The sequence below is a fragment of the Deltaproteobacteria bacterium genome (genome assembly GCA_016208165.1).
Lineage (GTDB): Bacteria > Desulfobacterota > Desulfarculia > JACQYL01 > JACQYL01 > JACQYL01.
Genome location: JACQYL010000058.1, coordinates 22047 through 34188, shown reverse-complemented (window position 1 = coordinate 34188; position 12142 = coordinate 22047). Strand labels below are relative to the sequence as shown.

Here is a 12142-nt window from a genome sequence, read left to right as displayed (position 1 = left end):
AGCGCAAGCGAAGATGAAAGCTCAAGAAGTTGATAAGACTTGCCGGGCAAATCGTTTCGGATACAAGGGGCCGGGGTGCAAATACGGGACGTTCATGCTTTTAGACTTCAGAAGAATTCATCGCACTTGATACGAGAGGACCATGCCACGGAAAGCAGGAATAGACGCGCCGGAGGCCCTGCATCCTATGATCCTCAGGGGGATCGAAAGACGGAACATATTCCGACGGGGTGAACACATTGAAAGAGAATATCGATTTAATTTGATTGGAGAATAAAGGTATAAAAGCACGGACGTCCCCACTATTTCTATATTATTGCAAGAAATTCAGAACTTAAGATCCCTTAGTCCTCGTGGCCGTTCGGGTTCGATCCCCGCCCCAGGCACGAAGTTGGGCCGAGCTGGGGCTCGGCGTTCCCGGAAAAAGAAGGGGTCAAAAGGGGTCAAGTCTCGTTTTGACTCTTATTAGGCCAACATCACAGGATGAACCGTAGCGAAGAGTCGGTGTCCGTATTGCCGCCTACAAGATAGAGTACCCAGCCATCCTGCCCGCAAAATCACACATTTTGCTGACGATGCGTAACAAGAACTCCTCGGCGCCGAGTAAAGAGTAGCGAGTTTAGTCCAAGCGGCGGATGGCCTGTGTGGGACGGCTGGGAGGCGTGGCTGGACTTTGCGGCTGTGCGAAGGTTGCGGGGGATGCGTCTCGAGCTTGTGGAAGGACTACTCAAAGGAAGAGCACACAGGTGCATGCGCTTCCGGGGCGGTTTGCCGGTGTGTGACGAAGAAATAGTTACAACTCTGCTTGGGACAATCGCGGTGACATTGAAAAAACACAAAAATATCGTCAAAATAAGGTTGACATTCGATCAAAGGATATGTAGAGAATATTAAATTTTGCTCCAAACCGGCCAGGGGTTTGGGTGGGCTTGGGCCGTTCATGCGCGGCCGCCCATTTCGATGCTGTTAGCGGGTAGCCATTGAACCAACGGTTACCCGTGATTCGTTTTACCGGAAAAACCCCATACTGAACGAGGACCCTTCCATGAGGGATTCCATAATTACAAGAAAGCCTTCTCTGCCGAACGGGCGAAGAACGGATATCGCTCTGTTCGCCGTATGCTTTTTGTTCCTCCTGTTCTTTTCCGCCTTTGTCGTAGCGCCTCCTCAGGTCTGGTCCGAAAGGACTAACGGAGTGCTCGTGAACTCGGACGGGGTCCCGACCGAAACAGCCACCGAAGAAGAGGGCGGCTCTCGATCTGTTCCGTATGCCGAAAAATCGCTTCTCGTTGCGGGCGCTTCCAGTTCGGAAGGCAAGAGAATGACCGCCAGGCGGTGAGGGCGCTCGCTTCGTCTGTTTAACCCGTCCCGGAACCTCTCGAATTCAGGCGCCTCCTGTTCAGGGCCGCGTGGGCCTTCATAGCTGTCAGGGCCGGGAACGCTTGCCATGGGAGTGATGATCCCGCTCCACCCCATCTACTTGGTCGCCCATTATGTATACCCATCCTTATGTATAGCCGTTTGACACTTTTCCTGCAGGACAGTATACTTTAAACAGGCTAGGGACGTTCGCCCGGCGCCTACGGCCGGACCGGCCGGCGTTACGGTGTTCTTCCAGCGTTTTTTCTCCTACCCGAAGTTTTTCATCGTCCGTCCAATGGTATGAGCCGACGGGTTTGGCAGTGCTCAAAGATCGAGCGTGCGGAAAGGCCGTTGAAGACGGGCGCAACTCTATGCCAGGTGCATGCCATGACGTACGAAACCGTTGCATACTCGAAGCAGGAGGGAATCGGTGTACTACGGCTCAATCGTCCGGAACGGATGAATGCCGTGATCGAGGAGATGTACATCGAGATTCAGGATGTGTTGATGCACGCCCAGGAGGACGAAGAAGTCCGCGTTCTCATTTTGACCGGCTCGGTGTTGAAAAAGGACGGCCGGGAAAAGCAGGCTTTCTGCGCCGGAGCGGATCTGAAGAAACATTCCGCCGGCGAGCGGACCCACCAGCAGAAGCGCGAGTATATCCTGCTTGCTCACGAGACCACCCGGCGGATCTACGAATTTGCAAAACCGGTGATCGCGGCTGTGAACGGTCCGGCCCGGGGAGCGGGCGCGGAAATGGCCGTGAGCTGCGATTTTATTTTCATGGCTGAAGAAGCGACGCTTGCGTTTCCGGAAACCGGCTTGGGTACGTTTGTGGGAGGCGGTGTTACCTTCCATCTTTCGAGGATCGTGGGTTTGGCCCGGGCCAAGGACCTCGTTTACTCGGGGAGGGTGATTGACGGTCGGGCCGCCCTGGAGACGGGTCTGGCATTCCGGCGTTTCCCCGTGGCAACCCTGATGGAGGAAGCACTGGCCTACGCCAAGTCTCTTTCGGAGAAAGCGCCGGTTTCGATGCGGCAAGCCAAACAGCGCCTGCAACAGTCTCCCGCCCTGGATCTGGAGACCATGCTGCTGCTGGAGGCCGAGGGTATCCTGACGTGCATGGATACCGAGGATTGGCACGAGGGGATTCGTTCTTTTGATGAAAAACGAAAACCTATATTCAGGGGTAGGTAGCCATGAACTTAAAGCCCGTATTGGATGCCGGCTCGGTGGCGATCATAGGCGCGTCGAGAGATGAGAAAAAACGGGGCTATCAGGCCATAAAGACGCTGTTGGACGATAAGTATGAAGGCGAGATCTATCCGGTGAACCCGAGGGAAGAGAGCATTCTGGGTCTGAAATGCTACAAGAGCGTCCTCGACATCGAGGAACGGGTGGACCTGGCGTTGATTACCACGCCCACCCGGACCATCCGTTCTCTCCTGGAGGATTGCGGTAAGAAAGGCGTTTCCGGGGCGGTCATCGTTGCGGGCGGGTTTGGGGAATCGGGGGCGCAAGGGCGGGAACTGCAGGAAGATGTGGTGGAAATCGCACGTCGGAACAACATCCGACTGGTGGGACCGAATACCTCCGGTTTGTTCAATACCAAGAGAAACCTGAATCTTGTGGGATTGCACGACGTGCCTAAGGGAGACATTGCCCTGCTGTCCCAGAGCGGCAACGTGGCTTTGCATGTGATCACCGAAGCGAAGCTCAAAAGCCGGAAAGGATTCTCCTACTACGTGGGTGTCGGGAACGAAGCGGATATCCGGTTCCATGAATACCTTGAGTTTTTCAGGGACGATCCGGACACAAAGACCATTGTGATGTATGTCGAGGGCTTGAAGGACGGGAGGAAGTTCCTTCAGGAGGCGTATAAGACCACCAAAGAGAAGCCGATCGCGCTGCTCAAAGGAGGAAGTCCATCCAAGGGCAAGTCTTCCGCCGGCTCTCACACGGGAGCTTTAGCGGGCATATCCGAAGTGTCGAGGACGGCGTTCCAGCGAGCGGGCATCATTACCATCGAAAATTCGGACGAACTTTTCCCGGTTGCGGAAACGCTTTCAGGTCTTCCGTTCATGCGGGGAAACAAGGTGGCCATCCTGGCGGACGGCGGCGGGCATGCCACCATTGCTGCGGATCTGCTGACGGATTATGGCATCGAGATCCCCACGCTGTCGAGAAAGGGCCAGGCGAGACTCAGGGAGCTGCTGCCTCCCAATGCCGCAGTAGGAAATCCCGTAGATGTCGCGGGCGGTACGGACGCGGATCCGGGGATTTTTGCCGACTGCGCTCAAGTTCTGCTGGAGGAGAAAGGCGTTGCGGGACTGCTGATTGTGGGGCTCTTCGGAGGGTACGGCATTCGGTTTGCGGAAAAACTGAAGTTCATGGAGGAGGATGCGGCGCACCGTATGGGCAAGCTCGTGAAGAAGACAGGTAAACCCATTATCCTGCACAGCCTCTACAACTTTGAAAAACCCCATTCCCTTGAACTCCTCCGGTACTAGAACATCCCGGTTTATGACTCGGTGGACATCGCCTGCAGGTGCTTGTCCGCGCTATACAGCTACGGCCACTATCGCAGCACGTACCAGCGGAAAACGAACTTCGTGCTGAACTGGGGGGCCAACGCGAAAGAGGCGTGTCAGGAACTCATTGACGAAGCGCTCAAAGAGAACCGGCGCGTGTTGCTGGAACACGAAGCCAAGGAGTTACTCAGGCAGCACGGCGCCCCGGTCTCTCTGGACCGGCTGGCCAAAAGCTCGGAAGAGGCGGTCAGGATCGCAAAAGAAATCGGCCAACCGGTCGTGCTGAAAATCGTGTCCCCGGACATCCTCCATAAGTCCGACGCGTGCGGAGTGCGGCTTCGGCTGGAAACCGACGAGGAGGTGTCGGAAGCGTTCGATGCGATTGTTAAGAACGCCAAAAAGTATGACTCCAAAGCGGACATCAAGGGCTGTATCGTATCCCCCATGGTGAGCGACGGTATTGAGATCATTATCGGCACTAAGATCGACGATCAATTCGGGCCCGTGATCATGTTCGGCTTGGGTGGAGTGCTGGTGGAAGTGGTCAAGGATGTCTCCTTTCGGGTGTTGCCCCTTTCGAGAAGCGCCGCGAACAAGATGATTACGGATATCAAGTCCGCCGCCATACTGGAAGGATTCCGCGGCAAGCCGCCGGTGGACAAGAAGGCGTTGGCCGATTTGCTGTTGACGGTCTCGGAAGTTATCGAGGCCTATCCCCAAATCCGCGAGATGGACCTCAACCCGGTCATGGCGTACGAGAACGGACTCTCTATTGTTGACGCCCGAATTATTTTGAACAGCGGAACCGCGAGAAAGCCTTCCTGAACAGGGTTCAAGGTGAATCCGTCCCCTGATGTGGTGCGCGGATCTCCGGTTGGGATCGTTTGAAACACGAGATTTCGGAAAGGTCCGTGCTGCGGTGCGCCGATGATACGGCTATGGCGATCGCATCAGTGGAATCCATTATCCGCGTGGGGGGAATCGACCGGCGGCGCCTCAGAGATCGGCCGGTCAACTCGCTGAGTACTGACTCCGGCGTACGGCCGGGGGATCCGGAAAGGAACTCTCCTCGTTGCCGTGTCCGGCCGGCCTACTGACCGTCGATATCGGAGACTAAACATACTGTTGGATACTTAAAGCGGATTCTCAGCTTCCGGGAAACGTTCCCAGCTACGGGAGGTCCGTCGGTTCGTCGACGACACACGCTTTCTCGGGGCAGAAAAAGCTCAGCCACATCCCCTTACCTTCTTTCTCGCTCACCCTTCTCACTGGAAGCTTCACCTTCTCTTCCTCGGTCAGGCAAGCCTCGTCCGGGCAGAACACGTCCAGCCAAAGTCCTTCCTTGCCTTCGGCCGCTTCTCGCTGCTCCTGCGGGAGGTCGAGGACTTCCTCTTCGGTCAGACATCGAGCGTTCGGACAAAACACTTTGAGCCAGGCGCCTTTGACTTTTCGAGACTTTTGATTTTCATCCATAGCGTTCTCCCCAGGTTGTTGGTATACGGGCAGGTTCCTGAATATTAAGATATCATGAAAAGTGTGTCAGGTTCAATCAAGAGGGGAGTAGGAAACGAATTGAAGGTTTCACGGGCTTCGATCCGTGACGTCAGAACCATTGGAAGTCGTCGGCATTGAAAACAAACCAGACCGGCTGTCCGGGATGAAGCCCGGCTTTCGTAGCCTGGTCGCGAGCGATTCTCGAAGTGAACGAAGACTCCTTGGAGGCGAGTTTAACAAGAAGCCGGCTCGTACCGTTCTCTATGATCATCTGAGTGATGGACCCGAGGAGAACCGTGTCGCCCGGGGATGCTTCGAGCGGAGTAGGGGATATGCGTATGTCCGATGCGTCCAGCACGGCCACGGCATCCGGATAGGGCGCGGGTAGAGCCAGCAGTCGCCGGCCTTCGGATAACGTTTTCTCCCATAGGCCCTCTTCGCCGGGCTTCCATGGTCCCAGGATGTAATTCTTGGCGCCGGATCCGACCAGCCTCCCATCGTACAAACCCAGGGTCTCGTCCGCCAGGGCGTGCAACCAGAGCGAGTCATGAGTGGAGATGACCAAAGTGGCGCCCCATTCATTTCTGGCCATAAGAGAGGCGTCATTAATCATCGAGGCGCTGGCGGCGTCCACGCTCGCGGTCGGCTCGTCGAGCAGTAAGACCTTGGGTTTGATCACAAGCCTCGATGCGAGCGCCACGCGCTGGGCCTCTCCTCCGGAAAGCTCGTGCCACGCGCGACGGGCGAATCGTTCCGGGGAGAGACCGACCCATTGGAGGGCCCGGTGGACGCGGGCGGTCAGTTGATTGGTGTCGTGTCTGACGCGAAGTCCGAACGCCACGTTTTCAAAAACGGAACGTCGCAGGAGATAAGGATCCTGAAATAGCATGGTCACTGAACTCCTTAAGGACTCGTCCTTCAAGTCCGCGGGTTTGCCTTTGAAACGGAGGATTCCTTCGGTGGGTTTCTCTATGAATCCGAGAATCTTGAGCAGTGTGCTTTTCCCGCTTCCGTTAGGCCCGGTGAGGCCTATGATCGCACCTTCTTCCAGGGCAAGGCGTTCGATGTGGAGTGCCCGGTGAGAGCCGTAGTACTGGGACAGATCGATGATCTCGTAGAGGATGGGCTTGCTCAACGTGCGGTCCTCCGCTTTAGTACGGCCAGCGAAATATTGACCGCAAACGCCATGACGATCAAGACCAGTCCGAGTGCGATTCCCATGGCAAATTCACCTTTCCCGGTTTCCAAGGCGATGGTGGTGGTAAGGGTGCGTGTGTGCCATTTGATGTTTCCGCCCACCATCATGGAAATGCCCACTTCCGAGACGATCCGGCCGTAGGCGGTGATCCCGGCGATGAGAACGGCAAACCGTGCCTCCCACAGACTCGTCAGGAGCAGATGCCTTTTTCGAGCCCCTAACGTGAGGAGGGTGGGAGCGAGCCGGCTATCCAGGCTTTCCACGGCCGTGGCGGTAAGCGCCGTTATTACGGGGACGCCCAGTATGGTCTGTCCTATGGCAATGCCCGGCAGAGTGAAAAGCAGCCCCCATTCGCCTGCGGGGCCTTGTTTGGACAGCAGCGTGTATACGAGAAGCCCGATGACCACGGTAGGAAGAGCCAGCAACGTTTCCACAACGGTCCGGATCGACTTCCGGCCCGGAAACTGGGTGTGGCCGAGCACAAAACCCGCAGGCACGCCTATTGCCAGGCTTGCGGCAATGGATAGGGAAGAGACCCGAATCGTAGCCCACATGGCGGACATGGTTTCCGGGTTTGCCGTCAGGATTAGCTCGATCGCATGACGAAACCCGTCAAAAATATAGGACATGTTCTCCGACCTTTCCGGACCGGATGAATGCTTCAGGTCCGGAATACTCACAGTGTGTACCTGTCCGATGCCGGAACGACACTGCATCTCGGCAGGCTCAAGACAGGAGGGATCTGAAGTTATGTAGCGCAGGTCCCACCGGGTGGGCCGTCAGCTAAATCAGGCGAGCTCTAATGAACGTTTACGTCGGAAGAATTGGAAGCCCTGCCTTGGGCAAACGGCGCTCTCGGAATCGAATATCCTTCTACCGGTCATTTCGGCGCATTTGGAAAAAACAGCTGAGCGTCCATCAACTTAAATTCAGCGATGAGTTTCTGTACCGGGGGTGAAGTGATCCATCGGATAAACGACATCGCCCCATCGTAGTTCACCTGTTTGCACCGGTCCGGATTTACGGCCATGACGCTGTATGGATTGTGGAGCATCGGATCGCCCTCGACGAGCACGTCGAGAGGAGGAGCGGCTTTAAAGTTCGATCGGAATCGAATAAAGGTGGCTCGGTCTGTTATGGAATAGGCTTCCTTTTCCGTTGCGGTGTACAAGGTGGCCAACATGCCCCGCCCTGTTTCGACGTACCAGGGTTCGGTATCCGGGACATCGAGTCCCGCGGCCTTCCAAATGTCGATCTCTTTCATGTTCGTGCCGGAGTTGTCGCCTCGGCCGGCGAATTGGACCTTTTTTGCGGCGATTGTCTTGAACGCGTCGACAGGAGACATGGACTTGACGCCGGCGGGGTCGTTGGTCGGTCCCACGATGACAAAGTCATTATACATGACCGGTGTTCTTTGCGCTCCGTACCCGTCTCTTACATAGGCCTCCTCGGCGCTTGGCGCGTGCACGAGAAGAACGTCGACATCGCAGTTCTTGCCCATTTCCAGAGCCTTACCCGTACCGGCCGCTATCCATCTAAGCTCGATTCCGGTATCCAGCATGAACTTAGGAGCCAGGTAATCCAGTAGGCCCGTGTTGTCCGTGCTCGTGGTTGTGGCCATATGGATGAGTCGGCCCTTGGTGTCGGTCGAGGAGGACTTCTCGGAAGAAGCGAATGCCGCACCGACCAACGATAAATACATCACAAAGACCCCTACCAAGCATTTCTTTAACATGACCGGACTCCCTTCTTTACCTATCGTTAACCCGAAAACGTCATGCGGAGTGAATCCTTCTTCCAGCTTCATTTTCCCTATGTAAGACGTTATATCAAGGTTGATAGAATATCAAGCGAACAGGCGATGTTGTCCGCTAAGTGCGGGTCCCCTGTGGATGCAAAGGCGGGAAGAAACATCTGAAGGCTTGGGTGAGGGAGGGAGCGGAAAAGACGTAAAACAGGGTCCGCGAGGTCCATCGGTCCGACCATGGGAAACAATCGGCAGTAAGCTTCACCGGTATCCATCGCATGCGATGACCCCCAGATCGACGAGAACCGGCCAGAGGTCTCGCTGCTGTATCTCGATCACAGCCCGAAGAAGATCGTCCCCAAAGCCGGACTGCTTCAAGCGGATCAGATCCTGAGCCGTGATGGATCGGAGCGGCCTCATGAGTTGGGTGCCGTATGTTCGCACCCGTTTCCGCGGCTCCGGGGCGGACACGAGGACCCTCAAGACGTCGTTCCCGACGCCGCTTTCTTTCATCCGAATGATGCCTGAAACGGTGACGATTCCCAACAGGTCCGCTTGTCGGTCGATAAGGATCTTCAATGTCTCGTCATCCACTCCATGTTCTTTCAGTTGGGCGATATCTTCCGCGGTGAATGCCGGGGCGGATATGGGGAGGGAAAGAAACGTCAGGGCCACCATAACGCAAAAAAACAGGGGCAGGATCGAGCACTTCATGTAGTTTTGCTGCCCGGTTCGTGGGCGCGGAGGCGCTGCGTTTACATTCGGTGGTTGTGAAGTTCGAGAAGACTTGTTACTTGACATTGTATCGCCTCCTTGCGTTCGAGAAGGGACCCAAGGCTAATGCAACGGACGGGATTCGGCTTTAGAGACAAGGTACAGCAGAAAGCCTCTAAAAGCATTCCCTTCTGTTCCGTAACAGGTCCAAGTGTATTTTGGCTGCGGCTTTTCGGAGTCGGGATGTATTTGCTCTCGGTTAATGTGGTATAGAAAAAAACAAAAGCTGCAATCAGACTCGGGAGATGCGTGACATGGTCCAATACGACGAATCCGGTTTGCTTCCGTATTTCAAGGCCTACGACATACGGGGAAAAGTACCCGAGGAGCTTAATGAAGAAGTAATGTACCTTATCGGGCGCGGGTTCGCTTCCGAAATCCGTCCGGACGAGCCTGTCGCAGTGGGAAGGGATATCCGCCTGAGCAGTTTGGATCTCTGCCATGCCCTGATGCGGGGTCTCAATGATAGCGGAGTGAACACGAAAAACATCGGTGTGTGTGGGACCGAGTTGATCTATTTCGCCGCCTCACGGCCTGGAATCGGCGGCGGCCTGATGGTAACGGCGAGTCACAATCCCAAGGACTATAACGGAGTGAAGATGGTGCGGGCGAACGCTGTCCCTATCAGCGGGGAAACAGAGCTGCCCGCCATAGAGCGCCGCGTTCGGGAGAAGGATTTCCTCGTTTCCGCGCTTCGAGGAGGAAGCGAGGAATGGTGCGTTACAAAAGAATATGTAGAATCCATCCTGAGATTTGTTCCCCATGACGTGCTGAAATCCTACAAGGTCGTGGCTAATGCGGGTAATGGGTGCGCCGGTCCGATTCTGGACGCTTTGGCGGAGCACCTTCCATTCTCATTCGTACGGCTCTTCCACGATCCGGACGGCGGTTTCCCCAACGGCATTCCGAATCCTCTGCTTCCGGAGAACCGCGCCGTAACCGCCGAGGCCGTGAGGAACCATAAAGCGCATTTGGGCCTGGCATGGGACGGCGATTTTGACCGGTGTTTCTTCTTTGACGAACAGGGAACGTTCATAGAAGGGTACTATGTTGTGGGACTTCTGGCCGAAAGGATGCTCGAAAGTTGCAGGAGCGCCCGCATCGTGCACGATACCCGCCTGATATGGAACACCATCGATCTTGTTCGAAACATGGGAGGCGTTCCCGTGCAGAGCCGAACAGGACACGCCTTTATGAAAGCGCGGATGAGGGAGGTGGATGCGGCTTATGGGGGGGAAATGTCCGCCCATCACTATTTTCGGGACTTCGGCTACTGTGATTCGGGGATGATACCCTGGATTCTGGTCGCTCTGGTCATGTCACGAACCGGGAAATCTCTTTCGGAACTGGTTGGGGACCGCATGCGCATGTTTCCTTGCAGTGGCGAGGTCAACCGCGTTGTGCAGGATCCGGATGCGGCAATAGGGGCGGTGCGGAGTCACTTCGAGGCCGAGGAGCCGGATGTTGAAACGCTGGATGGGGTGTCCATGGCTTTTGGCGATCGCTGGCGATTCAATCTGCGCAAATCCAACACCGAGCCGATTCTGCGTTTGAACGTCGAGTCACGAGGCGATCCGAATCTAGTGGTGGAAAAGACCCGAGAGATCTTGAGTTTGATAGAGATGGCCGACGGAGAAACCTGACTCGTCGCTTTCCCGGGCAGGACTATCCCTTCTTCGGCGGCGCGCAAAACAAAAACGGAGCCGCATTTCCGCAGCTCCGCTGTTCTTTGCCTCAGGGGCAATTCGCACTGTCGCTAGCCGTTCTTTCGGCGCCTCTCCCCACTCCTGAATCGTCTCGCTGCCGTGAATCCCAACATGGAGAGCAAACCGGATCCCATCAACAGGAGACTGGGCGGCACGGGAACCACAGCTACGACGCCGTCGTTACCGCAGGTTCCGGTACCCCAAAATGCCGTGAATCCATCGTCAAACGCCGCCAGAATCGTCGGGTCCGTAATTGTGAAAGTAATTCTTCTCATTAGGTTGCCCGGGTTCCCTGGAGTGATCGTGGTATTGACTGAAAGGTTCTCCTCCAGCACACCGGCGCCGATCTTCACATAATAGTCCTGATTGTAAAAAGACGTCGGGTAATTATACGCCGCGTTCTTGGGTTTGGTATACGAGTCCACGTACTGGTTGGCCGTAAGCGTACTCGAAATCTGGTAGAAACCCACGCTCAGTGTTGTCAAGGGGGCGGGGCTTCCGCCGAATCCGCCTCCATCCAGAGAGAACACAACGCCGTAGTCCGGATTGAAGTTGGACATGTCATAACTCTTGTCCGCATTCTTGGTTAACACCGGCGCGGAGGTATCGAAAAACAGGTCGGCGTAATAAATCTTCCACGTCACGTCCCCAACATTGTCACCATTCGTGTCGACCGGTTGGTTCCGAAGGCCGGTGAAATTCGTGTGCAATTCAAATGTGAACGTATTACCCACCCTCGTGACCGTTATGCCCTGAGTTTGAAAGGTACTCCCGTGAAGGTCGTCCGTGGCTGCGGGATCATCCGGGAAAAACATTGTAGAAGCCGCGGCATAGTTCCCCACGGAGAAAAACAGAGCCGAAACACATAAAATCGCTATCCACGTCCTCATGGCCCCCTCCTTCTGTGGACGCCACACTAAAAAAGCCGGGACGCCCTGTCAGGCAACCCGGCTATCTCTCTTATTCAGAGACCCGTGGCTTTCCGTCCCTGTCTCGCGACAGGTTTGGCTTTTTCTGGGTCTGATCACCATCAGCCGCCCGCTTTGATCGCCCTCTGGCAGCCGATGACTATACTCTTTGAGTTTGTTTTGATGCCCCCCTTGGAAGGAGGGAGTCCTACTCCACTTATGTCGGTTATGAAAAAACGGCTAACCTGCGTGATCTTATAATATTCAAACACTCACCGGTTGTCAATAGAAAAAATGAACCATTGCACTTTTGACCGAATGAATATTTGATGATTTGCATCATAGTATCTACCGGGACCCAAGTCAAGTGTAAAATACTGTCCGGGCGCCTTTTTCGACGTGGCGGTCGCCGGCGCCCGGTC

The 12142-nt window shown here is 55.4% G+C and carries 9 protein-coding genes, 1 pseudogene and 1 riboswitch; of the genes and pseudogenes, 4 read left to right on the top strand and 6 right to left on the bottom strand.

Annotated elements, in window-relative coordinates:
- Positions 1-1045: 1045 nt before the first annotated feature.
- The 3 genes and pseudogenes from HY788_12725 (at position 1046) to HY788_12715 (ending at position 4718) form a co-directional block, all read left to right on the top strand.
- Positions 1046-1339 carry a hypothetical protein gene (locus HY788_12725; GenBank protein ID MBI4775021.1) on the top strand — a complete coding sequence of 98 codons (294 nt, stop codon included), beginning with the start codon at positions 1046-1048 and terminating at the stop codon, positions 1337-1339.
- A 410-nt stretch (positions 1340-1749) separates the two neighbouring features.
- Complete coding sequence (locus HY788_12720; GenBank protein ID MBI4775020.1) at positions 1750-2559, top strand: enoyl-CoA hydratase/isomerase family protein; 810 nt, start codon at positions 1750-1752, stop codon at positions 2557-2559.
- A gap of 2 nt (positions 2560-2561) precedes the next feature.
- Positions 2562-4718: pseudogene (locus HY788_12715) on the top strand (acetate--CoA ligase family protein).
- Positions 4719-5063: 345 nt separating this feature from the next.
- On the opposite strand, the gene HY788_12710 reads toward HY788_12715, so the two are convergent.
- The 5 genes from HY788_12710 to HY788_12690 all read right to left on the bottom strand — a co-directional run bounded on the left by HY788_12710 (position 5064) and on the right by HY788_12690 (position 9046).
- Positions 5064-5366, bottom strand: a complete 303-nt coding sequence (locus HY788_12710) for a hypothetical protein (protein ID MBI4775019.1) — start codon at positions 5364-5366, stop codon at positions 5064-5066.
- Positions 5367-5496: 130 nt separating this feature from the next.
- Positions 5497-6522 (bottom strand): ATP-binding cassette domain-containing protein, encoded by a 1026-nt coding sequence (locus HY788_12705; GenBank protein MBI4775018.1) that lies wholly within the window; start codon positions 6520-6522, stop codon positions 5497-5499.
- A complete protein-coding gene (locus HY788_12700) occupies positions 6519-7214 on the bottom strand; it encodes an ABC transporter permease (protein MBI4775017.1) in 696 nt (231 codons plus the stop codon). The genes HY788_12705 and HY788_12700 overlap by 4 nt, the downstream gene beginning before the upstream one ends.
- Before the next feature lie 251 nt (positions 7215-7465).
- A complete protein-coding gene (locus HY788_12695) occupies positions 7466-8320 on the bottom strand; it encodes a substrate-binding domain-containing protein (protein ID MBI4775016.1) in 855 nt (284 codons plus the stop codon).
- Positions 8321-8593: 273 nt separating this feature from the next.
- Positions 8594-9046, bottom strand: coding sequence for a hypothetical protein (locus tag HY788_12690; protein MBI4775015.1), 453 nt, complete (start codon positions 9044-9046; stop codon positions 8594-8596).
- A 314-nt stretch (positions 9047-9360) separates the two neighbouring features.
- Here HY788_12690 and HY788_12685 point away from each other — a divergent pair, with 314 nt between their 5' ends.
- Positions 9361-10749, top strand: a complete 1389-nt coding sequence (locus tag HY788_12685) for a phosphomannomutase (protein MBI4775014.1) — start codon at positions 9361-9363, stop codon at positions 10747-10749.
- A gap of 113 nt (positions 10750-10862) precedes the next feature.
- Here HY788_12685 and HY788_12680 read toward each other — a convergent pair whose 3' ends face one another.
- Positions 10863-11702, bottom strand: a complete 840-nt coding sequence (locus HY788_12680) for a hypothetical protein (protein ID MBI4775013.1) — start codon at positions 11700-11702, stop codon at positions 10863-10865.
- Positions 11703-11750: 48 nt separating this feature from the next.
- Positions 11751-11831: riboswitch (cyclic di-GMP riboswitch) on the bottom strand.
- Between the last annotated feature and the right edge of the window lie 311 nt (positions 11832-12142).